26 protein-coding genes and 1 pseudogene are annotated in these 22995 nt (G+C 65.4%); 16 read left to right on the plus strand and 11 right to left on the minus strand.

Translation table 11 applies throughout. The features are described from left to right. Nucleotides 1-233 precede the first annotated feature (233 nt). The 5 genes and pseudogenes from GOY17_RS02595 to GOY17_RS02615 all read right to left on the minus strand — a co-directional run bounded on the left by GOY17_RS02595 (nucleotide 234) and on the right by GOY17_RS02615 (nucleotide 5131). Nucleotides 234-1321: pseudogene (locus GOY17_RS02595) on the minus strand (IS110 family RNA-guided transposase). Between the two features lie 259 nt (nucleotides 1322-1580). Continuing rightward, nucleotides 1581-2213 carry a response regulator transcription factor gene (locus GOY17_RS02600; RefSeq protein WP_198173791.1) on the minus strand — a complete coding sequence of 211 codons (633 nt, stop codon included), beginning with the start codon at nucleotides 2211-2213 and terminating at the stop codon, nucleotides 1581-1583. A 467-nt stretch (nucleotides 2214-2680) separates the two neighbouring features. Further along, the gene (locus tag GOY17_RS02605) at nucleotides 2681-2881 is read right to left on the minus strand and encodes a hypothetical protein (RefSeq protein WP_157029211.1); all 201 of its coding nucleotides are present in this window, start codon (nucleotides 2879-2881) and stop codon (nucleotides 2681-2683) included. 309 nt (nucleotides 2882-3190) lie between these two features. Beyond that, entirely contained in the window at nucleotides 3191-3583 is a 393-nt protein-coding gene (locus tag GOY17_RS02610; protein WP_115841202.1) for a hypothetical protein, read from the minus strand. 933 nt (nucleotides 3584-4516) lie between these two features. After that, nucleotides 4517-5131 carry a tyrosine-type recombinase/integrase gene (locus GOY17_RS02615; protein ID WP_157029213.1) on the minus strand — a complete coding sequence of 205 codons (615 nt, stop codon included), beginning with the start codon at nucleotides 5129-5131 and terminating at the stop codon, nucleotides 4517-4519. A gap of 679 nt (nucleotides 5132-5810) precedes the next feature. Between GOY17_RS02615 and GOY17_RS02620 the strand changes: the two genes are divergently transcribed. The 3 genes from GOY17_RS02620 to GOY17_RS02630 all read left to right on the plus strand — a co-directional run bounded on the left by GOY17_RS02620 (nucleotide 5811) and on the right by GOY17_RS02630 (nucleotide 7471). Further along, nucleotides 5811-6200 (plus strand): hypothetical protein, encoded by a 390-nt coding sequence (locus GOY17_RS02620; RefSeq protein ID WP_157029214.1) that lies wholly within the window; start codon nucleotides 5811-5813, stop codon nucleotides 6198-6200. Nucleotides 6201-6322: 122 nt separating this feature from the next. After that, the gene (locus GOY17_RS02625; protein WP_157029215.1) at nucleotides 6323-6556 is read left to right on the plus strand and encodes a hypothetical protein; all 234 of its coding nucleotides are present in this window, start codon (nucleotides 6323-6325) and stop codon (nucleotides 6554-6556) included. A gap of 645 nt (nucleotides 6557-7201) precedes the next feature. Continuing rightward, nucleotides 7202-7471, plus strand: coding sequence for an XAC0095 family protein (locus GOY17_RS02630; protein WP_157029216.1), 270 nt, complete (start codon nucleotides 7202-7204; stop codon nucleotides 7469-7471). Between the two features lie 138 nt (nucleotides 7472-7609). Here GOY17_RS02630 and GOY17_RS02635 read toward each other — a convergent pair whose 3' ends face one another. From GOY17_RS02635 to GOY17_RS18705, 3 genes are read right to left on the minus strand one after another with little or no spacing between them, the layout of a single operon-like run. Further along, nucleotides 7610-8644: an aldo/keto reductase gene (locus GOY17_RS02635; protein WP_157029217.1), complete on the minus strand. Its 1035-nt coding sequence runs from the start codon at nucleotides 8642-8644 to the stop codon at nucleotides 7610-7612. Between the two features lie 40 nt (nucleotides 8645-8684). Next, on the minus strand, nucleotides 8685-9296 hold the full coding sequence (locus GOY17_RS02640; RefSeq protein ID WP_232338510.1) for an alpha/beta fold hydrolase: 612 nt from the start codon (nucleotides 9294-9296) through the stop codon (nucleotides 8685-8687). A gap of 5 nt (nucleotides 9297-9301) precedes the next feature. Next, nucleotides 9302-9592 (minus strand): alpha/beta fold hydrolase, encoded by a 291-nt coding sequence (locus tag GOY17_RS18705; RefSeq protein ID WP_198173794.1) that lies wholly within the window; start codon nucleotides 9590-9592, stop codon nucleotides 9302-9304. 172 nt (nucleotides 9593-9764) lie between these two features. Here GOY17_RS18705 and GOY17_RS02645 point away from each other — a divergent pair, with 172 nt between their 5' ends. From GOY17_RS02645 to GOY17_RS02660, 4 genes are all read left to right on the plus strand, one after another. After that, the gene (locus GOY17_RS02645; protein WP_157029218.1) at nucleotides 9765-10637 is read left to right on the plus strand and encodes a LysR family transcriptional regulator; all 873 of its coding nucleotides are present in this window, start codon (nucleotides 9765-9767) and stop codon (nucleotides 10635-10637) included. Nucleotides 10638-10709: 72 nt separating this feature from the next. Next, on the plus strand, nucleotides 10710-11222 hold the full coding sequence (locus GOY17_RS02650) for an HIT family protein (protein ID WP_157029219.1): 513 nt from the start codon (nucleotides 10710-10712) through the stop codon (nucleotides 11220-11222). A 111-nt stretch (nucleotides 11223-11333) separates the two neighbouring features. Continuing rightward, nucleotides 11334-12587, plus strand: coding sequence for a M24 family metallopeptidase (locus tag GOY17_RS02655; RefSeq protein ID WP_157029220.1), 1254 nt, complete (start codon nucleotides 11334-11336; stop codon nucleotides 12585-12587). A gap of 49 nt (nucleotides 12588-12636) precedes the next feature. Further along, on the plus strand, nucleotides 12637-12918 hold the full coding sequence (locus GOY17_RS02660; RefSeq protein WP_157029221.1) for a hypothetical protein: 282 nt from the start codon (nucleotides 12637-12639) through the stop codon (nucleotides 12916-12918). A gap of 33 nt (nucleotides 12919-12951) precedes the next feature. Here the strand turns inward: GOY17_RS02660 and GOY17_RS02665 are convergent, their stop codons facing one another. After that, the gene (locus GOY17_RS02665; RefSeq protein ID WP_157029222.1) at nucleotides 12952-13446 is read right to left on the minus strand and encodes a lipocalin-like domain-containing protein; all 495 of its coding nucleotides are present in this window, start codon (nucleotides 13444-13446) and stop codon (nucleotides 12952-12954) included. A 104-nt stretch (nucleotides 13447-13550) separates the two neighbouring features. On the opposite strand from GOY17_RS02665, the gene GOY17_RS02670 reads away from it, so the two are divergent. From GOY17_RS02670 to GOY17_RS02685, 4 genes are all read left to right on the plus strand, one after another. After that, entirely contained in the window at nucleotides 13551-14396 is an 846-nt protein-coding gene (locus GOY17_RS02670; protein ID WP_157029223.1) for a LysR family transcriptional regulator, read from the plus strand. A 124-nt stretch (nucleotides 14397-14520) separates the two neighbouring features. Continuing rightward, a complete protein-coding gene (locus GOY17_RS02675; RefSeq protein ID WP_157029224.1) occupies nucleotides 14521-16197 on the plus strand; it encodes an outer membrane protein assembly factor BamB family protein in 1677 nt (558 codons plus the stop codon). A gap of 13 nt (nucleotides 16198-16210) precedes the next feature. Then, on the plus strand, nucleotides 16211-16549 hold the full coding sequence (locus tag GOY17_RS02680) for a YnfA family protein (protein ID WP_157029225.1): 339 nt from the start codon (nucleotides 16211-16213) through the stop codon (nucleotides 16547-16549). A 241-nt stretch (nucleotides 16550-16790) separates the two neighbouring features. After that, entirely contained in the window at nucleotides 16791-17192 is a 402-nt protein-coding gene (locus tag GOY17_RS02685; protein ID WP_157029226.1) for a hypothetical protein, read from the plus strand. Nucleotides 17193-17199: 7 nt separating this feature from the next. Here the strand turns inward: GOY17_RS02685 and GOY17_RS02690 are convergent, their stop codons facing one another. Further along, on the minus strand, nucleotides 17200-17478 hold the full coding sequence (locus GOY17_RS02690) for a hypothetical protein (protein WP_115841209.1): 279 nt from the start codon (nucleotides 17476-17478) through the stop codon (nucleotides 17200-17202). A 160-nt stretch (nucleotides 17479-17638) separates the two neighbouring features. On the opposite strand from GOY17_RS02690, the gene GOY17_RS02695 reads away from it, so the two are divergent. After that, nucleotides 17639-17983 (plus strand): hypothetical protein, encoded by a 345-nt coding sequence (locus tag GOY17_RS02695; protein ID WP_425482319.1) that lies wholly within the window; start codon nucleotides 17639-17641, stop codon nucleotides 17981-17983. A gap of 3 nt (nucleotides 17984-17986) precedes the next feature. Here the strand turns inward: GOY17_RS02695 and GOY17_RS02700 are convergent, their stop codons facing one another. Then, a complete protein-coding gene (locus GOY17_RS02700; protein WP_157029228.1) occupies nucleotides 17987-18505 on the minus strand; it encodes a cupin domain-containing protein in 519 nt (172 codons plus the stop codon). 228 nt (nucleotides 18506-18733) lie between these two features. Here GOY17_RS02700 and GOY17_RS02705 point away from each other — a divergent pair, with 228 nt between their 5' ends. The 4 genes from GOY17_RS02705 (at nucleotide 18734) to xylA (ending at nucleotide 22995) form a co-directional block, all read left to right on the plus strand. Further along, nucleotides 18734-19582, plus strand: a complete 849-nt coding sequence (locus GOY17_RS02705; protein WP_232338511.1) for a peptidoglycan DD-metalloendopeptidase family protein — start codon at nucleotides 18734-18736, stop codon at nucleotides 19580-19582. A 30-nt stretch (nucleotides 19583-19612) separates the two neighbouring features. Beyond that, nucleotides 19613-19783: a hypothetical protein gene (locus tag GOY17_RS02710; protein ID WP_157029230.1), complete on the plus strand. Its 171-nt coding sequence runs from the start codon at nucleotides 19613-19615 to the stop codon at nucleotides 19781-19783. A 308-nt stretch (nucleotides 19784-20091) separates the two neighbouring features. Next, nucleotides 20092-21615 carry a xylulokinase gene (gene xylB, locus GOY17_RS02715; protein WP_157029231.1) on the plus strand — a complete coding sequence of 508 codons (1524 nt, stop codon included), beginning with the start codon at nucleotides 20092-20094 and terminating at the stop codon, nucleotides 21613-21615. Between the two features lie 48 nt (nucleotides 21616-21663). Beyond that, nucleotides 21664-22995: a xylose isomerase gene (xylA, locus tag GOY17_RS02720; protein ID WP_157029232.1), complete on the plus strand. Its 1332-nt coding sequence runs from the start codon at nucleotides 21664-21666 to the stop codon at nucleotides 22993-22995.

Consider the following 22995-nt stretch of genomic DNA (forward strand, 5'->3'; position numbering starts at 1 on the left):
TGATGGTCCTGGCTTGAAGCGAGCCGCCAGCGGCGGCGTCTGTGCGGCGCCAACCAGGCCGAATGTCCGTATATGGACTCCTCCTCTGGCTGCAAGCATTCCGCGTTCGGCGCCCTAGTCGACTGCGCACGTATATCCGGCCTCGGACTGCTGCATCGCTTCGATGCTGGGCCTTGATGGGCTATTCGCGCGCCGGCTCCCAATCGCTAACACGTGCTTGCGCACCAGGACATTTAGGGGTTTGCCGACGCCGGTCCGACCGGTTTGCCATCTGCAGGTTGCTCGCAATCTGTGGGGGCTCTCCTAGGCGTCAGGCGGCAGCCAGGTCCGGTTGATAGTCGGTGCCGTTGCGCAGTTTTGTTGGTCAAGGCCACGGAGGCGACGTTCGGGTGTGACCGTTCGGCCAGCCGGCATGCCCATCGGCTGAGTCGGTCCTCTTTGCGCCTTGCCGTTCGCAGCATCGCCCGCGCGCCATACACCAGCAGCGAGCGCAGATAAGCATCGCCGCGTTTGCTGATGCCCAGCAATCGCTCCTTGCCGCCGGAACTGTGTTGACGCGGTGTCAGGCCTAGCGACGCTGACAGTTGACGGCCATTGGCGAATTGCCGTGCATCGCCCACCGCAGCCACCAGCGCGGTGGCAATCATCGGGCCAACGCCTCGTAGCTGCTGCAACCTGCGCGCGTCCGGATCGTTTTGCGCGATGGCCGCGATGTCCGTGTCGAGTTCGGCGACGCGTTCATCCACGGCACGTACGTCGTGCCACAGCCCTTCGAGCAGATGCCGGAAACGATCGCTAAGCCCGTTGTCGGCATCCTCCAGCCAACGTGGAATCGCCCGACGCAGCGATAGCAACTCCTTCGGAGCGACCAGTCCGTACTCAGCCACCAAGCCGCGGATCTGATTGGCCTTGGCCGTGCGCTGCTCCACCAAGCCTGCACGAATGCGGTGAGCGGCCTGGATATCCTGCTGTTCCACCGATTTCACCGAGACGAAGCGCATGCACGGTCGGCTCATCGCCTCACAGATCGCTTCCGCGTCGTGGCGTCGTTCTTGTTGCTCTTGACGTAAGGCTTCACAAACTGCGGAGCGATCAACTTCACGCGGAAGCCCAGGGCCTGCAGCCGCCGGGCCCAGTGATGGGCGCCGCTGCAGCTCTCCATTCCAATCTCACAGCCCGCTGGCGCTGCCTCGGTCACCGCCTGCAACCAGCGGTCACGAGGAAACCGCTTGCACCACGCCGGCCGTTCCTGGCGATCCACGCCGTGCACCTGGAACACGTTCTTGGCCAAGTCGACCCCAATGCGCATAAGCTCGTTCATGGTGGACTCCTTCTCGCCGCGACTGTCTTCGCAAATTCAGTCTGGCACCCATCGGGTACCAAGGTGAGGAGGAGTCCATCCCATCGCTATCGGCCATTAGCAGACGCTGGCGCTACCACATTCACACGCCGGTCCAGCGGTGATTGAGGTATTCCGGGGTCGCAGGCTTCCGCTGGCAAGGAATGGGGGTGAAGTGCCTGCACTTCGGTTCCGTCTTTTGAACGTGCGCGCCTCCCCGCCTCGTTGCATTCTTGAAACCTCAACCCTTCGGTAGTTTCGAGCGAGAATCGCGTGGCAACTCCGGAAGTGGCCAGAACTTTGCTGCAAGTGCGAGCCGCATAAGTTCAGCTGTGGACCGCATACCCAGCTTTGAACGCAGATGCTCGCGATGAACCTTAACAGTCTTGACAGCAATCCCCAGCTCATCCGCAATGGCAATGTTTGATGAGCCGGCCAAGACGCGGGCAAGAACCTCCCGTTCGCGCGCAGTCAGCACGCTCAGCAGCGCTCGTGCATCATTTGTCTGGGCCTGGCCATGTCTGATCGTCGCATCCTTCTCGATTGCTGCATTGACAGCCTCGACTAGGACATCGAGGTCGACTGGCTTCTCAAGAAAATCTATCGCGCCGCTCTTCATTGCGCGCGTAGCGGACGAAATGTCGGCGGCGCCAGAGATGAAGACAAAAGCGGGCGTAATTCCACGTCGTGCAAGTTCCGCTTGAACGTCTAGTCCACTCATCCCGGGCATCAGCAGATCGATCACGACGCAGCCTGATTCAGCGGCGTCGTAGCGAGCCAAAAACTCTCTCGCGGAACTGCTCCCGGTCACCCTGAAACCGGCTGCTTCCAGTCCCCGTGCTAAACCACGTAGGACGGCGGGTTCGTCGTCCACGACGTGAATCATTGAAGGCATCGTCTTCACCACACCGGCATTGCGTCATCCTCTTGTAATGACACTCAGTGATGAGATAGTGATGCTCAGCGGTGATGACCGTCTTCTGCGAGTCGAAAGCGAACACTAGCATTGAAGCCCGTTCGACTTGCACGTCTGCGGCTGGCCGCGGCGATGGGCGCGCTCATGAACGCATAATCGTCTTCCGACAAGCGGACCCGGCAGCGGAGGTAGAATCGCCACGCCCACTGGAGAGTCGCCATGGCTGCCCCGTCGGAAGGTGAGAGAGCATTTGCACAGCAACTCGGCCGTATGGCCCGCGAACAGCTTCCGCAATTGGACTGGGACGAACTCGAGCCCCATCTGCAACTCGGTTGGAAAACTAGCGCGCATGCGGACAAGGTGCGATGGCGTGACGTTCGCCTCTATGCGCGCGAGAGCTGGGGAAGGGCAGACGGCTGCGAGCTCTAGGTCACCGCTGAGTTGGTCTCCGGCGTGTTAAGTCCGTTCGCAACTAGAATCCCGTGCAATCGCGCGAGGACGTGGGCCCGGTGCTGCCCAGCAATGGCGACGATGTCGTCGGCCGCTGCCACGAATGCAGTGCGCAGTTGCTCGCGGCTTGGGAACTCGGCGCGCAGCATGACGATGGCTTCGTCCAGCGCAGCCAAGCGGCGTTCAAGTTCGTCACGAGACGGCTCCATAGACGCTCCCGTCGAACGCGGTCCTATCCTCATACGATCAACGCGCCACAGTCCGGTCGTCACCTCGTCGGCCGACGTACGGCATGGCCAGGCCGATAAATGAAGGGAGGCCGGTCAGGGCAGACCTACCTGACGCCCAGCTCTGGGACGGCTGACTTGGTGCGGTCGACAGCGGCGCCGGTGCGGCGCTGAGACATTCCGAACGTCCGCTATCTGCCAGAAGCGGACATTCATGGGCCGTGCGATGAGGAGGTTTGATTCCGCTTGATCGAGGTTTCAAGCCACATAGCTTTCGTCTCGCTCCCACTGAGCCAGATCAAACCCAATCTCGACGAGGCACAGCTGTGCGGCTCCCCGAAGCGCGTGCCAGTGCTGATTGCGCAGGACCAATTCATCCCACGGCAACTCGAGCATGGCGTCAATCTGGTTCTCTTCTGACCGCCAAGCAAGCGCAAACTTCTGCACTGCTTCCCTGGCTTTTGACTCCATACCCTCAAGCGCAGAGATGGGACCGGAACCACTGAGTGCGCGGATCACGTCCTGCGCATCATTGATGGCCTCTACCGGGAGGAGGTATTGATCTGACGTCGCATTCACCATGTACCGATCCTGTGCGGCGCGTGAAGCTAGAACGCCGAGACGCCGCCCAATCTCATCCACGATGCTCATGCCTGACGCCCACCATTGATTAGATGACCAGTTTGGTCCGACGCCAATGTCCGCTTTGGGTCGAAAGCGGACATTAGCAGCCCGGACGCGGGCCGTCCTGTCCGAACGTCCGCTAACGGCTACGAGTGGACATTCGCTACTAAAGCGAGCCATGAAGCGGCTTCGCGCTGAAGAAGTTGCTAGGCCCCAGCGTCATCGTCTGAGGCCAGGACCGTTATACGACCAAACCAAATGGCGTAGCCCCCCGGGCGTGGGTCACTCACTGCAACGAGCTGACCCTTCTTCTCGCCAAGAGAATAGGTGGGACGATTGTGCATGACTCGAACCCCCAATCGATTCAGAGCCTCCCCGTAGCCGACAGTTAGGGGGCAGCGACCAGTAGCGAGTGATTCGCAAGCACCGGCGAATGAGCAAATTGCCCTTGTGCACATTGGGCTGAGCTGGCCCTCAGCTCCTTGCTCCGTGTCCAAGTACCAGAGAGGCGTAAGGGAGACAGTCTGTCGTTCCGCAAGGCACGCGTAACTAACTGGGTCTGCTTCGTAAAGCTTGTCTGGCTGCTCCATGCCCAACCCTCAATGACCGCTTTGGGTCGAAAGCGGACATTAGCAGCCCGGCCGCCGGGCGTCCCGGCCTAACGTCCGCTATCGGCCAGAAGCGGACGTGTCGCGCCTACAGATACTTCGCCTTCAACCAAAGAGCGCCCTCGACAACGAAGACGATAGCCCCGAGGTACATCAGGTACCCAAGTGCTTCATGCAAAGTGATGGAGAGAACTGCGCCGAGGACGAAAAGCAATATCCCCGCCACCAGGCCCTTCTTCCTCCATGGAGACGCTGGGCTCATACGACTGGCTGCTTTGGGTCGAAAGCGGACGTTATCACCGGCGCTATATGGCGACCAGCGGGCCATCACGGCTCGCTGGCCGCGTCGACCCTAGGCCTCAGTCTGCTCGGCCAGTTCAAGGGCGTCGTCTACCTCGATGCCAAAGTAGCGAACAGTACTCTCCAGCTTTGTGTGGCCTAAGAGCAGTTGAACTGCACGGAGGTTCTTCGTCCGGCGGTAGATTAGTGCCGCCTTCGTACGCCGTAGAGAATGGGTGCCATACGCGCTGCCGTCGAGGCCGACCTCCGAGACCCAACGGTGGACGATTCGGCTGTACTGCCGCGTCGACAGATGGGCGACTTGTCGAATGCGGCTCGGGAAAAGAAAGGTGTTGCCGCCAATACGCTGGGCCGCTAGCCACGCAGCGATAGCGTCTCGCGTCAGACTAGTAATTTCGAAGCAGACCGGACGCCCGGTTTTGCGCTGAAGCACGGTCGCTCGGGCCGCGATGGTCTGGCCGTGGCAGATGTCTTGCACTCGAAGCGAAAGCAGATCGCAGGCTCTAAGCTTCGAGTCGATGGCCAGGTTGAACAGCGCTAGTTCTCGGCAGCTGCCGCGGAGCTGAAGCCTCACCCTAATGGCCCATATGTCACGGAGCCGGAGCGGTGCTTTCCGGCCAACGATCTTGCCCTTGTTCCAAGGGACGAAGTTTTCGCTCATGTCCATGTCCAACTCCCAGGCGGGAGATCGACGATGCACCTGACTCCAGACGGCAGTCACCTCGGCGGAGATGGTTGTCCCGGTGATAATGTCCGCGTCCGACCCGATGCGGACATTCGAGGCACACTAGCTCTACCGCCGGTCGCCGTACGAACCCTTCGCATGCCAAGCCCTCAGTACCTGATTGCCCACGCGTGCTTTGCTTGCCGAAAGAGCTTCAAGGTCGCACCGCGTCCAGCCTTCACATCAACCTGCCCGAACTGCAGTGCTCTGCTTCATGAGATGGGTCGATCGTTCAAGGCCCCGCCTACGAAGGACACAGAGCAGTGGGCGAAGGTCCAGGCGCTCTTTGACGCAGGTTTCCGCTTCTCCAGTTACCGCAGCGCAGATGGACCGCCGTTGCCCGACCATTTGTCTGAGGTGGACGGGTTCATTCGGGATAACCCGGAGCACCCGCTTCGCGTTGCTCCGCCACAGAGTCGCTCAGGCCGAGGCATCAGCTGATGTCCGCTCCTGCCCGATAGCGGACACTGGGCCGAGTGGAGCGGGTGCGTCGGTGCTAATGTCCGCTTCCGACCCTAAGCGGACATTCGCAACGGCGTCGATGGAATCCACACTTAGGGATCTGCCCGCACGGATACCGCGCCCGCATCAAGGGCGGCATGCAAAGGAGATGAAGAACGGCATGTCCGAAGAAGCGTCAGCCCTGTACACCCTGTTGGTGGCCCATACGTTCTTCGCTGGTGCCGCCGGAACGTTCGGACGTCTCTATATCGGTGGGTATCTGCTATCAACCGAGTCCATCAACAGTCCGGAACCACTGCGCCGTTTCTTCTTCAGATATCTGGTGTTCTCCATGTATTACCTTGGGTCGTTCCTCACCACCCCGCTGCTTTTGTCGCCATTCATCGAAAGCATTAGGGGAGCCAGCGTCGGTGCCGACGCGAAGCCGATGATCTATCTTGTGCTGTGCATTCCAGTCGCAGTCGCCCTCTATCTCGCGGACTGCTGGATCATAGTGAAGAGTGACCCACTCAAGATTTCGAGCAGGAAGCGTCGCGCCAGGTCGCGTTGACCGCGGCAAGACAGGCGAGGCGCCTTCCCGGACGAATCTCAGAGCACGAGAGTTCCCAGCACGCGTCCGCATCCGGTATGGCGGTCGAGGCATGAGGCGCCATGAGAAGGTTCCTGCGAGCGATGTCCGCTTCTGGCCGAAAGCGGACGTTCGGCCGCGACGGTCGGCAGCCGGGCTGCTACTGCGTCGGGCCCGGCCCGTCGTACTTCGTTGCCATCGCGATCGCGCAGACCGGGTTCGGCGCGGTGTCGGTGACGTGGGTGGTCCGGCCGCTCACCGAGGAACGCATGCGCGGCGCCCTGGCGGGCGATCGCAAGGCGACTGCGTTGGCGTTCGGCCGCGCTACCGAGGCGTAGTCGTCGTCCCCTGCGGCGGCCCCCTCAGGCCGCGCCAGTGCCGGAGGCCGGCGTGCGAGTGATGAACACTGGAACGCGAGGCAAATTGGCTGGCGCGCCAGTGTTCGGGACTGGCGTTCGAGGCTCAGGAACTCGCGCGCCAGTAAATTTGCCTCGTGCGCCAGTGTCGGAGCCTGGCGCGCCAGGCTCGAAGACTCGCGTGCGAGGCAAAATCACTCGTGCGCCACGTTCAAAGGCTGGCGCACGAGTCTTTGGAACTGGCACGTCACGCTTCAGCACTGGGCGCTGCGCCACGGCTCGACGTCGGGCTGTACAGGCCGCGTGCCCATCCCGCGCATCACGAATGTGAGACGCCGCTACCGTTCGCGACTTCGTCGCATTGATCGCGCTCTACGCGAGGCGGAACACTCGCTCCCGGAGCCTAAGAACTCCGCGCATAGCGGCACCCACCTCCGTCAAACCGGTGGGTTTTTTGTGCCCGAACTCAACCGGGCGCAAACTCGACGCAGTCGTTCTGCGTCGGGAGGGCGGCAGCCATACAACACCCGCAAGGGGAAAACTGCCCGCCGACTATGCGCGGTTCTTAGCCTCCCGGCACCCCTGCGGCATTCCGCCGCAGGGGCACCGCAGTCAAAGGAGCGACTCATGCCAACGAAGTCCCGTCCGGCGCCGGCCCGGACCCTCTGCTACGTCATCAGCGACCCCGCGCGCGACATCGTGTCGCGCACCCGCGACCAGCTGTCGCTGCTCGCCCGCCTCACCGCCGCCCGCGTGCGCCACGACGACGCGGAACTCGAAATGCCCCAGCCCACGCTCTTCCACGTCCTGCAGACGCTGTGCAACGACCTGGATCACGCGCTGCGCGACATGAAACTCCGCTGGTCATCCGGCGAGTCACCGCCGGAGCGGACGTAATCCGGCTATGCCGCGCACCGGCCTGCAGACGGTGCGCCGGCCAAGATGCGCCGCAGACGTCGGCACGAAAGCTCGCGGATGCTAACGTCCGCTTTCGACCCAAAGCGGACGTCCCATCCAGTTAGCTGATTCCAATCATCAGCGAATGGCGCGGTGCGGCCAGTCGATGAGGTCCAGCTTTCCGCCGGCCAACGCAGGAGCCGTCTCCGCCACGACATCGTGCGGGAAGCCGAGCGTGATGGCGCTGGCTTCGTCCAGTCGACGGATCTGCTCCGCGCTCAGTGTCACGTCCAGCGAAGCGAGGTTGTCCGTGAGCTGCTCGTGCGTACGCGGCCCGATGATCGGAAGCACGCCTTTCGCAAGTACCCACGCGATCGCCACCTGGCCGGGCGACACGCCTGCTTCTTCCGCAATGGCGAGAACCGCATCGACGGTCGCCGTCTTGCGTGCATCGCTTTCGCCGTGGATGACGACGCCCAGGCCCTGTGCGCGTCCCGTTTCACCGCGACGGTACTTGCCCGTCAGCAGGCCGCCGCCGAGCGGCGACCACGCCACGGTACCCAGGTTGAACCCCGCCGCCATCGGCAACAGTTCGCGTTCGGCCGAGCGCTCGACGAGGCTGTATTCCAGCTGCACCGCGGCGACGGGCGACCAGCCGCGCGCTTCCGCCAGCGTCGCCGCAGTCGCTACGCGCCAAGCCGGGAAATCGGACAGCCCGGCGTACAGGATCTTGCCGCTACGCACGAGATCGTCGAGCGCACGTGCGATCTCGTCGATCGGCGTCACGCCGTCCGGCATGTGCACCCAAAGCAGATCGACGCGGTCGGTCTTGAGACGCTTCAGACTGGATTCGACCGAACGCAGCATCGCCTTTCGGCTGTTGCCGCTGCGCTGCAGGCCGGCGTCGGGTGCATCGCCGAGCGAGAACTTGGTCGCCAGCACGATGTCATCGCGGTCGCTGGCGATGAACTCGCCCAGCATCGCTTCGGACTGGCCGAACTGGTACTGGTCGGCAGTGTCGATGAAGTTGCCGCCAGCCTCGCGGTACGCGGTGTAGATGCGGCGCGCTTCGTCCTGTTCGGAGCCGTAGCCCCAGCCCTTGCCGAAGTTGCCGGTGCCTAGCGCCAGCGTGGAAACGCGCAGGCCGGTGTTGCCGAAGATTCGGTAACGCATGATCGTTTCTCCTGAAGGCGCCGGTTCGGCGCCCGTGCGGTCACTTCGTCGTGCGGGCAATGAAGTCGGTGATGTACTGAGCGGACAGCTCCGGATACTGGTGCTGCGGGCCGTGGCCTGATTCGGGATAGAACACGAACTGCGCGTTGCGCATCTGTCCGATGAGCGGGAACCAGTTCTGGCCGGCCGTGCTCGTATCGCGATCACCGCTGATGACGAGGATCGGCGTACGCGTCTGCGTCAACTTTGCACGACGCCCTGTTGCATCCTGCCCAAAGGCTTCCGCGGCCTTCAGGTAGGTCTGGATCTTGTCCATGGTGGACGGGATCTTCGACACAACGTCCGGACGGGCATAGATGCGGTCGCGCGATTCCTTCGCCATTTGGCGGCTGAACTCCGAGGAGGGATCGAAGAACAGCACCTCCTCGTCGGCGAGGTCGTTGACCGGCTTGAGCGCGCGCTCGATGAAAACCTGCTGGATCGGAATCTGACCCGGACCCGGAGGATTCGTACCGATCAACACGGCATGCGTGACGCGGTCGGGCTTGTCCAGAAGTATCGTCTGAGTCGTGAAGCCACCCCAGGACCAGCCGGCCATGGCGAACGTGTCCAGCTTGATGGCCGTTGCGAACCGGTCGACGAAGCGGGACACCTTCCCTAGGTCGTCCGGCAGGACGCCGCTGGAGTAGCCAGCACCGGGGTGTCGAAGGTGATCACGGTGTGGTTGCGGGCCAGCGTGTCGAGGAACAGCGGATCCCACGTGTCGAGCGTGCCGCGCATGCGGTTCGCCAGCACGATGGGCGAGCCCGAGCCGATACGGCGGTAGGCGATGCGGTCGCCATCGACCTGGACATAACGGGTCTCGGCGGTGGCCGCGGTGTTCTGGGCGAAAGCGGGGGCGGAGAGGGAGGCGGCCATCAGGAGGCTGCCAAGGAGCATGGTTTTCATGACGTCGATTCCTGTACGGGGGAGAAGGAAGCTCGGACTGCGTGATGGGTGACCGACCGCGTCCGTGGCGACATTTCTACGCTTCCGTTCCCGTTGCGGGAATGCCTAAACTTGCAAGCACGCAGTGCAGAATTGCAACGCGATCTGGCATGGCGGTTTCCGTGGGCACACCATGAATTTCGACTGGAATGACATACCGCTCCTGCGCAAGCTGGCCGAGTCCGGGAGCATGGCGCAGACCGCCCGGGACCTGGAGCTGGTCACCTCGACGGTGAGCCGCCGGTTGGCGGCAGCAGAACAGGCGCTGGGCATCCGATTATTCATACGCGACCCGTCTGGTTACCGGCCAACGGAGGCGGGGCGCGTCTTCCTGGAGCACGCCCATCTGATCGTCGATCGGGTGGAAACGATGGTGCTGGAAACCCGGGCGGAGCAGCAGGACGTGGCCGGCCCGGTGAACATCACGGGCATCGATGTCGTACTGAGCCACTGGCTCGTCGATCACGTTCCCGCGCTTCTGTCGAAACATCCGCGACTGGAAGTGAGCCTTCTGGGCGACTTCCGAGAGGTCTCCTTCACCCGCCGTGAAGCGGACCTGGCCATCCGGCTGAATCGTCCGACGGCCGATGCTGCACTTCGCATGCGGAAGATCGGCACGCTCGGTTTCGCCGTCTACGGCGGCGAGGCGTTCCGGGGTGTCGATCGGAAAGATTGGAAGACACTCCCGTGGCTCGCCTTTCCGCGCGAGTTCTCTTGGCTCGCAGAGATGAAGTGGCTGGAGAAGATCAATCCCCAGCGCGTGATCCGCCTGACAACCATCGCGATGATCGCGCGCGCGTGCGAGTCCGGCGTAGGTGTCGCGCTGCTGCCGTGCGTCGTGGGTGACCGGCTTGGGCTGACACGTTTGCAGGACCGCGTCGAGTCGCACCGCGAACTGTGGCTGCTGAGCCACAAGGACGCCGGCCAGATTGCGCGCTTCCGGACCGTGTCGGAATGGCTGGTCGCCGCTGCGGAGAGCGATTCCCAAATTCTCACGGGCGCATAGGCAGCGAGGGTCCGCTTCTGGCCGATAGCGGACCCTCGACAGTCACCATCTCGACTCCACCGGAGACCCCAGATGATCGAGCTCCCCGTACGAGACCCATGCGATCTGTGCGAAGTGGCGGGGCGCGAAGACCGGTGGGCGATCATCGAGGAAGGCGAACACACGCTGACGGTCATCAACCCGTGGCAGTTCGAAGTGGGGCAGTGCTGCGTCATCACGCGGCGGCACGTCGCGACGTTGCTGGATCTCTCGGCCGAGGAATGCGCGACGGTGCTGGGCGCGGCGAAGCGGGTCGCGGAGGCACTCGTCAGGAGCTACCGACCGCTTGGCATCCTCACGTTCCAGAACAACGGCGTTTACAGCGGACAGGAAACCCCGCACTTCCATTTCCACGTCGTGCCGCGGCAGAAGGGCAGCGACTGGGGGATCGGGCCGCCGCAACTGGCGACGTTCGAGGGCGCCGGACGCAAGGCGGGCACTGCGCATGATCCGGGCGGCGATGCGCGACGTCGGGAACGCGTCCAGGTATCGGCCGCCCAACTTGCCGCCACCGCGGCCCTCATCCGATCGAACCTGCCGAACTGACGGCGGCGAACCTGCTGGTCTGTCCGCGGCGAGGACTGCGTAACGCCGCACCGCTTCGCCTCGCCACCCGCGGCATACTTGCGAACATCGCCAGCACCCACCGGAGGCTTCATGCGTCGTCGCGATTTCCTCAGTGCCGCGGTCGCCGCCTCGGGCGCCCTCATGCTTCCCGGCGGGCTGGCGCTGGCGGCGCCGGCGGGCGTGAGCGGCCTGACGTCGCTCACCGTCGGCACGAAGCCGATCTCGCCCGAAGAGCGCATGGCGCGCATCGCCAAGCTGCAGCGGCTGATGGTCGAGCAGGAGATCGGCGCGCTGATCGTGGAGTCGGGTTCGAGCCTGGACTACTTCACCGGCGTGCAGTGGCATCGCTCCGAACGCACGACGGCCGCGGTGATTCCGGCGCGTGGCGACGTCGTCATCGTGACACCGGCGTTCGAGGAACCGTCGATTCGCGAGACGCTGGCTGTCAGCGGCGACGTGCGCCCGTGGAACGAACACGAAAGCCCGTTCGACCTCATCGTGGGCGCGCTGCGCGACCGCGGGGTGAAGTCCGGTGCGATTGCGTTCGAATCCACCACGCGGTTGTTCATCGTCGATGGCGTGCGTGAGGCGAGCGCCGGCGCGTACCGCATCGTGTCGGGCGACGCGCTGGTGAAGGCCGTGCGGCTGATCAAGTCGCCGGCCGAACTCGCGCTGATGCAGGCGGCCAACAACGTCACGCTCGCGGCGCTGCGCTACGTGCACGACAACGTGCGCATCGGCATGCGGCCCGAGGAACTCGGCGCGATGATCGATGCCGCCACTGCGGCGCTCGGCGGCGAGCCGGGCTTCGCGCTCGTGCTGCTCAACGAGGCCAGCGCGTATCCGCACGGTTCCAAGCAGCCGCAGACCGTGCGCGAGGGCTCGGTCATCCTGATGGACGTGGGCTGCACGGTGCACGGCTACCAGTCGGACATCTCGCGCACGTGGGTGATGGGCAAGCCGACGGCGAAGCAGCGCAAGGTCTGGGATACCGTCAAGCGCGGGCAGGAACTCGCGCTCGCCACCGCGAAGCCGGGCGTCCCGGTGGGCGCGATCGACGACGCCGTTCGCGCCATGTACGAGAAGGAAGGCTGGGGCCCTGGCTATCGCCTCCCGGGCCTGTCGCACCGCACCGGCCACGGCATCGGCCTGGACGGCCACGAGCCGCCGTACCTCGTGCACGGCGACAGCACGCCGCTCGCGCCGGGCATGTGCTTCTCCGACGAGCCGGGCCTCTATATCCCCGGCGAGTTCGGCATCCGCATGGAAGACTGCTGGTACATGACCGAAACGGGGCCGAAGCTGTTCACGCAGCTGGCGAAGTCGATCGACGATCCGATCTGATGTTGTCGAATGAGCTAGTGGAGGCGTGGAGCGGATCGGAATGACACCAGTGAACAACGTTCGTCACGTACGCAAGCTGCTCTGGATGCAGGTGGCTATCGGGCTGGTGTTTGTCGGCGGCGGACTGTCGTTCCCGATCTACATGTACCTGCAGTACGGCTTCGCTGCACATCCCGTCTACGATGGACAAGGGAATGTGGTGGGGCAGGCGAGCTACTTCCTGACGGGTCTGGGAATGGGGCTGTTTGCGATCGCAGTGGCCAGCTGCGTGATCCTCATGGCCATTCGCTCCCTCAGGGCGATGGCAGTGCAGCAAGAACTCGAGGAATGAAGAGAGGCGCGTCGCGCAGCCTCTCTGCACTGGCTAGCGGACGCGCCGCCACACCGACACGGGCACGCTGCCGTCCGGGCGCGGCGGCACCTTGTAGCGCAGCTCGCCGCCGTCGAGCGCGTATTCGCGTTTCTGCGTCGTGCCTTCCCAGTTCGGGAAGGACGAGCCCTCGATCGAGAACACGAGCAGCCCGGCCGATCGGTCGATCGATATCGCGCCGTAATGCGTGCTGCTGCCCATCACGGCCGAGCGCATTTCGTCGACGCTGCCATCGGCCTTGTTGTCGGTAGCGAAGCGCGCGCGCTCTGACTTGAAGATCTGCAGCGAATAGCGCCCCTGCGCATCGACGATGAGCCTGCCTTTGGGCTTCTCGCCGTAATCGCGCGCGGTGGTGCCGTCCGGCAGGAGCTTGTCGGCGGCGACCAGTGTCCAGGTGCCTTGCAGCGGGAAGGCGGCGGGTGCCGGATGGGCGTCGCTCGCGGCCAGCCCCGCAAGCATGGCGACGAGTGCGCCGGTGAGCAGTTTCATGGCGATGTGGCCTCGTGGTCAGGAGGGAACGCCCACGATCCTGGGCGGCTTGATGGATTCGAAAAATCCATCTAGAACGATATCTGCCATTTCGGAATCGAATGATGCCCACCAAGGCGATGGACGTGGATGCCGTGCGTGCGTTCCTGCTGGCGGCCGACCTGCAGAGCTTCACGCGTGCGGCCGACGTGCTGGACACGACGCAGTCCGCCGTGAGCCTCAAGCTGCGCAAGCTGGAGGAACAGCTTGGGCGTCGCCTGCTGGAACGCACGCCGCGCCACGTGCGCCTGTCGGCCGAAGGCGTGGCGTTCCTCGGCATGGCGCGCGAACTGGTGAACTCGCACGATCGCGCCGCCGCCGCATTCGACACCGAACAGCGGCGGCTGGCGATCGGCATCAACCAGCAGCTGGTCGGAAGCGAACTTCCGTCCCTGCTCAAGCGCATGCGCGAGCACGATCCGAACCTGCAGGTCGAAATGCGCATCGGCGGCACGCAGGAGCTGATGCGCAGCCAGGCGCAGGGCGAACTCGACGCCGTGCTCGTGCTGCGCCCCGACGATCGCGGCAAGCGGGGCAGGGTGGTGTTCGCCGAGCCGTTCGCGTGGTTCGCCGCAGCCGACTGGCAGCCGCGCGCCGGACAGCCGTTGCCGCTGGCGACGCAGGGCGAATCGTGCCGCGTCCGCACGCAGGCCGTGCGCGCGCTCGATCGCGCCGGTGTCGAATGGCGCGAAGTCTTCGTCGGGAAGGGCGCCGCGATCCTCGGCGCCGCGGCGGTGGCAGGCCTCGCAGTCGCGCTGCTGGCACGACGCGCCGCGCCGGCGGGGACGGTCGACGTTGGCGGTTTGCTGTCGCTGCCAACCATCCGCGCGCAGGACGTGATGCTCTACACCAACCTCAGCGACCGCCGCACGCGCGAGGCACTGCGCGTGCTGACGCTGGCGTTCCAGTGAGCGCCGCCGTAGGCACGCGCGGCGCGGACTGGCACCCGTTATAGTCCGGCCAGCACGTCGCCCCGCTGGGGAGTGGGTCGACGCTTCCGTCAGGACCTGCCAGGGAAAGGAAAAGGGGATCACCATGAAGATCACACGTGCCATCGGCGCGATGGTTGTGCTGACCGCGATGGCCGCTTGCGGCGGGGGCGGCGGAGGTGGCGACAAGGCCGCCACGCCTGCGCCGTCCGCACCGCCCACCACGACGCCCACCACCCCGACCACGCCGCCGGGGCCGCTCGAACTTCGGCTCGCCGTGTCGACGCCGACGATCTCCCGGCAGCTTTCCTTCGGTGACGACGCGCTGACCGAGGTCGCGGGCGACTGGTCGGCGACCAATCTCGGATCGACGCAGGTGTACCTGCAGGTGTCCGACAACCAGTCCACCTTCGCGATGCCCGCGACGCGCACCAGCACGCCGGGCCGGTTCGCGTTTTCGCTCCCGCTGTCGAACACCGTGCTCCCCGGCAGCAGTAGCGGCATCATCACCGTGCGTGCGTGCGAGGACGTGCAGTGCACCAAGCCGTTCGCCAATGGCATGGGCACCGTGGCCTATACCGTGGACCTCGCGCGCACGCAGGACTGGGAAACCACTCAGGCCACCGCCGCGCACAATGGTTACGTCGCGGTGACGCTCGACCCGGCAAAGTTCGCGAAGGCGTGGGAGTGGGCGCGGCCGGAGGTCACCACCGGCGCGCTGGGCCCGATCAATCCCGTCGCCACGTGGGAGCGCAGCGTGCTGGTGAGCGAAGCCTTCGGCACCGGCGGCGCCACCGTGTATGCGCTCAACGAAACCGATGGATCGATGCGCTGGCGCCGCCAGTTCCCACCGGTTACCCCGACTTCCTATCACCCGCCGCTGTCGCCGCCGGCCGTCACCGACGGTCGCGTGTACATCACCACAACCGGGCAGACCGAGGCGACGTTCCTGTACTCGTTGAACGTGTACACCGGCGATCTGCTCACCAAGTCGCCCTTCCGCACGCAATGGGCGCAGCTGCTCGCACCCACGGTGAAGAACGGTCAGTCCTACGTCCAGGCCGGAACCTACGGCGGCGTGGTCTACGCCTTCGATGCCATCACCGGGCGGGAACTCTGGCAGGGCGGTGGCGGCTCGGCTGGACTCAATACGCCGTCGGTCGACAACGAGGGACGGGTGTACGTCCACGGCGGGGTATCGCTCAACGTCATGAGCGAAGCCACGGGTGTTCCGCTGGCGACGATCAGCAGCCCGCCGCCGGACTACCCCATCTCCCAGTCCGACTACCATGCCGTCGCCGCGCTCGGACTTCCCGACAGCATCACCGCGCCCTTCAGCGTGGTCGTGCCTGGCGGCGGTGGCGCGAGCTCGAACTCCAACTTTTCGCGACCGCTGAAGAACTATTCCTTCAGCACCGCCTCTGTGCGCTGGACGTCGGTCAAGTCGTATGGCGGTTATCCGGCGGTCGCCAAGGGCATCGTGTACGCCACCACGAACTCGGCACCGCGACAGCTGGAAGCGATCAACGAGCGCACCGGTGCCGTGCTGTGGTCGTGGACGCCGCCGGGTTCGGAGTCGTTCTACCGGAACGTGGTGGTGACCAATAACCTGCTGTTCGTGAGCACGAACCGCGCGCTGTACGCGATCGACCTGGATACGCGGAAGGCGGTCTGGGAAAGTCCGACGCCGGGCGACGTGGCGATCTCCGCCAGCCGCATGATTTACGTCACCACCGGCGCCAGCAAGAGCGACGGCCGCGTGGTTGCGTTCCGCACGCGCTGACATTCGCGTATCGATGATCAGGACCACCGCCGTCTACATCGCCGCCGCCTTCGCCGAGATCGCCGGCTGCTTCGGTTTCTGGGCGTGGTTGCGCCTGGGGAAGACCGCTTGGCTGGTGCCGCTCGCGGTGCTGTCGCTGGCGACGTTCGCGTGGCTGCTCACGCTGGTCGAAAGCAGTGCGGCGGGTCGCGCGTTTGCGGCCTACGGGGGCGTCTACATCGCCGCGTCGCTGCTCTGGCTGTGGCAGGTGGAAGGCGTGAAGCCGGATCGCTGGGACGTCATCGGCAGCATCGTGTGCCTGATCGGCGCGGCGATCATCGTGTTCGCGCCGCGTGCGCCGTCGGCGGTTTGAATGGGCGGGCTCGGCGTCGATGGGATACGTCGCGCCATGGAGGAATCCTGTGAATACGGTCATCGCATCCACGGTAGTCGGCGTGTGCATTGCGATCGGTGCCGCCGCACTGGTCGGCCTCACCGCAGCTGAGGCGCAGCACTTTCCGCCGCATTCGCTGGACGCGTCGGACGCGCGCAGCGACGAATTTCGCAATCGTTAGTATTCGCGACACCTCGACGCGATGGGGGAAGTCGCACTCGTGCCTTCGGCCGAAACGCGGACGTATCGCTTCCTTTGGTTGCGCACCTTCCACGAGCCAATCGCCGTCCGCGTGGTGCGCGATGCGTCGGGCGACCGCGTCATCGCGACCCAGCTGGACGGCGCCGGGGGTTATGCGCCCGGAAAGTTGTCGCGTCGCACGGAGATCGCGTTGACGCCCGCGCAGGCCGATGCATTCGAACAGGGGCTTGAGGCCGACGGGCTCTGGACGATGCCGGTGCCGCGGGAGCTGGCGGGAAAGGACGGTTCGGAATGGGTCGTCGAAGGCGCGAGCACGCGCTATCGCGTGGTGCGTCAATGGTCGCCGGAGGATGGCCCCGTTCGCGCCATGGGCGAGCGGTTCCTCGCGCTGACGGGCTGGACGCTCGACCCGAAATATTGACGAGCCGCTATTCGGCGGCGATCAGGTCCACCCACGTGATCCAGTCGTCGGTGCGCGAGTGGAACGGCTCCACGAGAGTGCGCGCGCTGTCCACGGGGAGGCCGTTCTCGAAGCCCGCATCGGCCAGGCGCTGCTCAAGCTCGGCGGCGATGCGCTGGAACGCATCCTTCAGCTGGGCGCGATTGGGATGCGTGACGATCATCGCGCGCAGCAGGCATTCCATCGCCAGGATCTGCGCCGAATGCAGCACGACGGCGCTTTCCAGTGCTGTGATCTGTTTCTTCACGAGGTCTCCTCGGTCGTCGCGACGAACGTAGCGTTCTCGATGTGAATGGATCGCGAGAGAAACGATGCATTCGTGAAACGTGGAAGAGGTCGTCGCGTGCGTCGTTCATCGCTCACCGCGACATGACGCGCGTGCGGGTATCGCTTGCACGCCGATAGCGATCGCCTGCGCCATGCCCGTCCTGATTACACCCGACCAGCGCTACATCGTCGTCCGCGGTCGCCTGTGGCGCGCGGCGAACCCGTCGCTTGAGCCCGCCGAACGCGATGCGCTGACGCGGCGCCTGATGAACGCGCGCCGCGAGGTCGCCGCTGCACGCCGCCTTGGCGACGATGAACGCCTGGCGCGGGCGCGCGGTGAGGTGGACGCGGCGAAGGTCGCGCTCGGTGAGCGCGGCGCGGTCTGGTGGACCGATGGCGCGCCGGATCTCAACCGCAAGCTGGTGAAGAACACGCCGTACGCGAAATGGTTCGACGGCGTCGCCCAGCCCGCTGCGGTGCGATGACGCTCAGGGCTCGTCTTCCCACGCCGTGGCCGAGTCGAACAGCGTCGGCTTGAGCGGCGTTTCGTCGGCGAACTTCAGATTCAGGCGCGGCATGTCTTCGGCGGAGTCGAAGGCCGTGGTCGGGGACGATGCCGGCACCACCAGCGGCTTGCCCATCTCGACGACGTACGTCGCCAGCTCCGCGCTGCGGCCGCTGCTGACGTTCACGACTTCGTGGTTCACGCCGTACGGGATGAACAACACGTCGCCCTGCTTCAACGTCACCGGCGCGCGGCCCTCCAGACGGTATTCGAGCGCGCCTTCGGTCACGTAGATGATTTCCTCGCCGTGATGGTGATGGTTGGCGGCGACGACGCCGGGATCGAGCGCGACCAGGACCTGCACGACTTCGCGGCCGGGAACGGACAGGGTTTCGCGTTGCAGGTCGGTGCGGTGCACGCCCGATGCCTGCGCCTGGGCGAGGACGGGCAGGGCGGCGAGCGTGGCGAGCAGTGCGGCGGCGATGGGGCGGGACGGCTTCATGGCGGCTTCCTCGTTGGGGTGTGGCCATTCGAACGCCGTGGCGTATCGGCACTGTGTCGGCGTTCGCGGCGATTTGTATCGGCGTGTACGACGCGGGTTTCCCTGCCGATTCGCGACGTTGCCGCAACGCGAACATTGCGCGTACCGCGCCGCGCGACGGCTGGATAACCTCGCCGCCCCGCTCACGGGCGCCTCCGCGCCGGCATGGGCTTCTCCGGGCAGGTCGCCGTGCGTCGTTCCGCAATCCTCGTGGTGTCTTCGGGCGCATTCCTCTGCGCGTGCACGCCGGCGACGGTGAAGGTGTGGCCGTCGTCGGGTTCGACGATGTCGTCGAACGATGGCGCGTACGTCGTGCAGGCCGGCGATTCGCTGTACGGCATCGCCTCGCGCAACGGCGTGCGCGTGGTCGACCTGGCGGAGGCGAACGGCATCGCCGAGCCGTTCGTGATCCATCCAGGGGATCGATTGCGTCTGCCTTCGGCCACCTATTCGAATGCGCCGGCCGTGCGTGCGCCTTCCGTGCAGGCGGTGCGGACGGAACCGTTGCCGGAAGCCGGTCCCGTGACGAAGCCCGTTTCGAAATCGACTGCACCGAACAGCGTCAACGCCGCGAAGACGACGACATCGGCGGGGACGACATCCACGGCGACGACATCGAAAGTGGCCGCGGCCAGCGCAGTCACGACAAAACCCACCAGCGCGGCCGCGACAAGCTGGCAATGGCCCGCCAGCGGCACGGTGGTCAACGCACCCGCGCGCCGCGATGCGACGCCGTACGCGCTCGACATCGCCGGCGCCGCCGGTAGTCCTGTGCGCGCGGTCGCGGCCGGCAAAGTCCTGTACTCGGGCGAGGGTTCGCCGGGTTACGAGCAGCTGATCGTGATCGAACACGTCGGCGGCTGGGTGTCGAGCTATGCGCACAACCGCAAGCGGCTGGTCGGCGAAGGACAGAGCGTCGCCGCCGGTGCGCAGATCGCGGAGATGGGCCACGTCGGCGCGGGCCGCGACATGGTGCATTTCGAACTCCGGCGCGGCGGGCAACTGGTCGATCCGCGCGCCGTCCTTCCCCCGCGCTGACATGGCGCTTCAACCGAAAGGAACGATCCAATGGGCCTCACGCCCCCGAGTTTCCCGATGTTCTTCCTCGCCACGCTCGCCGGTGGGGCCGGATTGGCTGCGCGCCTGGGCTTCCTGGACCTGCCGATGCCGTTCGCCTTCGTGCTGGTGGCGCTGGCATTCGTGCTGCTTTGGATCGCCTGCGTTTTTCGCGGTTTGTGAGCCGCCGTTGGTAGCGCTACCGGCGCAAGTCACGTCGGTGCGCTGCCCGCGCCGTCGGCGAGGGCGGCGACGGGGCAGGCGACGAGCCGTCGCTGAACGGGGCGGCCGTCACACCTTGGCGGCGGGGCCGAATCGTTGCCGCGCAAGGCTTTCCGCAGTGCAGCAAGGCTTTTTTCTCATCGCTGGTAGAGTGCATCCCACCTACGGGATCCCTGCTTCAAGTCCATGCCACAGCTGGTCGTCGTTTCCAGTGCGGTTTTCTCCTGCCGCAAAATTGTTAGCGCTAACTTTTCTGGAGCCGGACGCGCATGAGCGCAGCAGCACCGCTGTTCATCGGTCTCGACGTCGGCACGCAGAGCGTCAAGCTCGTCGCGTACGACCCCGCCTCGCGCCGCATCGTCGCCACGCACGGCCAGCCGCTGGAGCTGATCGCCGGTAACGACGGCAGCCGCGAGCAGCACGCGCAGTGGTGGATCGACGCCATTGCCGCCTGTTTCGGCAAACTCGACCCCGCACAGCGCGCCGCGGTCGCCGCGATCGGCGTGTCCGGCCAGCAGCACGGCTTCGTGCCGCTGGATGCCGACGGCAACGTGCTCGCGCCGGCCAAGCTCTGGAACGACACCAGCACGAGCGGCGAGTGCGACGAGATCATGTCGGCCGCCGGCGGCGAGGCGAACTGCGTGACACTGGCGGGCAATCCGATCCTGGCCGGCTACACCGCATCCAAGCTGCCGTGGACGCGCAAGCATCGCCCCGAGGTCTACGCGAAGCTCGCGACGATCCTGCTGCCGCACGACTACGTGAACTTCTGGCTCACCGGCCAGCGCTGGATGGAATACGGCGATGCGTCGGGAACGGGCTGGCTCGACGTGCGCACGCGCACCTGGTCGCGCGAGATGCTCGCCGCGACCGACGCCGACACGAACCTGGCCGATTTCCTTCCGCCGCTGGTGCAGGCCGACGCGAGCTTCGCCATCGCCCCGGGCATCGCCGACCAGCTCGGCCTGCCGCGCGACGTGATGGTCGCCGCCGGCGGCGGCGACAACATGATGGCCGCCATCGGCACCGGCAACGTCGCGCCGGGCGTGCTGACGATGAGCCTGGGCACGTCGGGCACGCTGTTCGCGTGTTCGGACACGCCGGTCGTCGACGAGGGCGCCGGCTGGGCCGCGTTCTGTTCGTCCACCGGCGGCTGGCTGCCGCTGATCTGCACCATGAACACCACCGTCGCCACCGAGAACGTGGCGAAGCTGTTCGGGTTCTCCAGCCGCGATGGCGAATCGGTGCTGGAAGGCACGAAGCCCGGCGCCGACGGCCTGGTGATGCTCCCGTTCTTCAACGGCGAGCGCACGCCGAACCTGCCCGATGCACGCGCGAGCCTGCACGGCATGGACATGGGCAACCTCACGCGCGGCAACGTCTATCGCGCCGCGATGGAAGGCGCGACCTACGCGCTGCGCAACGGCTTCGATGCGCTGCGTGCGGCCGGCATGACCTTCGATTCGATCCGCCTCACCGGCGGCGGCAGCCACAGCGCGACGTGGCGGCAGATGGTCGCCGACGTGTTCGACCTGCCCGTGCAGGTGCCGGAACAGGCCGAAGGCGCGGCGTTCGGCGGTGCGTTGCAGGCGCTGTGGGCGTTCGAACGCGCCGACGGCCGCGATACGACGATCGCCGCCATCGCGCGCGACCACGTGCGCGTGGACGCCTCCACCGCGGCGCGCCCGAATCCCGACGCCGTCGCCGCGTATGCCAAGCACTACCAGAGCTTCCTGACCTTCCTCGACGCGGCGCAGAAGCTGTACGCGCCGCATCCCGACCCCGCGCGCTGACCTCACTCACGCCGCGCACCCCTCCACCGACCAAAGCGACTCCCGAACATGAGCAACCATTTCATCGGCGCCAAGGAATATTTCCCCGGCATTGGCCGCATCCCGTTCGAGGGACGCGATTCCGACAACCCGCTGGCCTTCAAGGTCTATGACGCCAAGAAGAAGATCGGCGGCAAGACCATGGAAGAGCACCTGAAGTTCGCGGTCTGCTACTGGCACACCTTCACCAACGCCGGCCACGATCCGTTCGGCCCGGGCACGCGCAAGTTCCCGTGGGAAGGTGCGACGCCGATGCAGACGGCCGAGAACAAGGTCGATGCCGCGTTCGAATTCATCACCAAGCTCGGCGTGCCGTACTACTGCTTCCACGACGTCGACCTGGCGCCGGATGCGGAAGACATCGGCGAATACGAGAAGAACCTCAAGCACATGGTCGCGCTCGCGAAGCAGCGCCAGAACGACACCGGCGTGAAGCTGCTGTGGGGCACGGCGAACCTGTTCTCGCACCCGCGCTACATGAACGGCGCGTCGACCAACCCGGACTTCAACGTCGTCGCGCGTGCCGCGGTGCAGGTGAAGGCCGCGCTGGACGCCACCGTCGAACTGGGCGGCGAGCACTACGTGTTCTGGGGCGGCCGCGAAGGCTATGCGAGCCTGGTCAACACCAACATGAAGCGCGAAGTCGAACACTTCGCCCGCTTCCTGACGATTGCGCGCGACTACGGCCGCAGCATCGGCTTCAAGGGCTACTACCTCATCGAGCCCAAGCCGATGGAGCCGATGAAGCACCAGTACGACTTCGACAGCGCCACCGTCGCCGGCTTCCTGCGCGAGCACGGCCTGCACAAGGACTTCAAGCTCAACATCGAGGCCAACCACGCCACGCTGTCGGGCCACACGTTCGAGCACGACCTGCAGGTGGCGTCCGACCACGACCTGCTCGGCAGCATCGACGCGAACCGCGGCAACGCGCAGAACGGCTGGGACACCGACCAGTTCCCGACCGATCTGTACGACACCGTCGGCGCGATGATGGTCGTGCTGCGCCAGGGCGGCCTGGTGGGCGGCCTGAACTTCGACGCCAAGGCGCGCCGCGAGTCGACCGACATGGAAGACCTGTTCATCGCGCACGTCGGCGGCATGGACGCATTCGCGCGCGGCCTGGAAGTGGCGCACGCGCTGCTGAACGATTCGCCGTGGGAAACCTGGCGCAAGGAGCGTTACGCCAGCTTCGATGGCGGCGCGGGCCAGGACTTCGAGCGCGGCAAGCTCGGCCTGGCCGACCTGCGCGAGCTGGCCCTCAAGAACGGCGAGCCCAGGCAGATCAGCGGCAAGCAGGAGCGCTACGAGAACCTGCTCAACCAGTACCTGCTGCGTTAA

This window comes from Lysobacter soli, from assembly GCF_009755585.1.
Taxonomy (GTDB): domain Bacteria; phylum Pseudomonadota; class Gammaproteobacteria; order Xanthomonadales; family Xanthomonadaceae; genus Lysobacter_J; species Lysobacter_J soli.

Bases quoted from the DNA above. Each gene is read 5' to 3' on its own strand.
- GOY17_RS02635 (WP_157029217.1), bottom strand. From the start codon at position 8,644: ATGCGTTACCGAATCTTCGGCAACACCGGCCTGCGCGTTTCCACGCTG.
- GOY17_RS02670 (WP_157029223.1), top strand. From the start codon at position 13,551: ATGCCCACCAAGGCGATGGACGTGGATGCCGTGCGTGCGTTCCTGCTG.
- GOY17_RS02650 (WP_157029219.1), top strand. From the start codon at position 10,710: ATGATCGAGCTCCCCGTACGAGACCCATGCGATCTGTGCGAAGTGGCG.
- xylB (WP_157029231.1), top strand. From the start codon at position 20,092: ATGAGCGCAGCAGCACCGCTGTTCATCGGTCTCGACGTCGGCACGCAG.
- GOY17_RS02610 (WP_115841202.1), bottom strand. From the start codon at position 3,583: ATGAGCATCGTGGATGAGATTGGGCGGCGTCTCGGCGTTCTAGCTTCA.
- GOY17_RS18705 (WP_198173794.1), bottom strand. From the start codon at position 9,592: ATGAAAACCATGCTCCTTGGCAGCCTCCTGATGGCCGCCTCCCTCTCC.
- GOY17_RS02700 (WP_157029228.1), bottom strand. From the start codon at position 18,505: ATGAAGCCGTCCCGCCCCATCGCCGCCGCACTGCTCGCCACGCTCGCC.
- xylA (WP_157029232.1), top strand. From the start codon at position 21,664: ATGAGCAACCATTTCATCGGCGCCAAGGAATATTTCCCCGGCATTGGC.
- GOY17_RS02645 (WP_157029218.1), top strand. From the start codon at position 9,765: ATGAATTTCGACTGGAATGACATACCGCTCCTGCGCAAGCTGGCCGAG.
- GOY17_RS02625 (WP_157029215.1), top strand. From the start codon at position 6,323: ATGTCCGCTTCTGGCCGAAAGCGGACGTTCGGCCGCGACGGTCGGCAG.
- GOY17_RS02655 (WP_157029220.1), top strand. From the start codon at position 11,334: ATGCGTCGTCGCGATTTCCTCAGTGCCGCGGTCGCCGCCTCGGGCGCC.
- GOY17_RS02710 (WP_157029230.1), top strand. From the start codon at position 19,613: ATGGGCCTCACGCCCCCGAGTTTCCCGATGTTCTTCCTCGCCACGCTC.
- GOY17_RS02620 (WP_157029214.1), top strand. From the start codon at position 5,811: ATGTCCGAAGAAGCGTCAGCCCTGTACACCCTGTTGGTGGCCCATACG.
- GOY17_RS02675 (WP_157029224.1), top strand. From the start codon at position 14,521: ATGAAGATCACACGTGCCATCGGCGCGATGGTTGTGCTGACCGCGATG.
- GOY17_RS02630 (WP_157029216.1), top strand. From the start codon at position 7,202: ATGCCAACGAAGTCCCGTCCGGCGCCGGCCCGGACCCTCTGCTACGTC.
- GOY17_RS02615 (WP_157029213.1), bottom strand. From the start codon at position 5,131: ATGGACATGAGCGAAAACTTCGTCCCTTGGAACAAGGGCAAGATCGTT.
- GOY17_RS02665 (WP_157029222.1), bottom strand. From the start codon at position 13,446: ATGAAACTGCTCACCGGCGCACTCGTCGCCATGCTTGCGGGGCTGGCC.
- GOY17_RS02680 (WP_157029225.1), top strand. From the start codon at position 16,211: ATGATCAGGACCACCGCCGTCTACATCGCCGCCGCCTTCGCCGAGATC.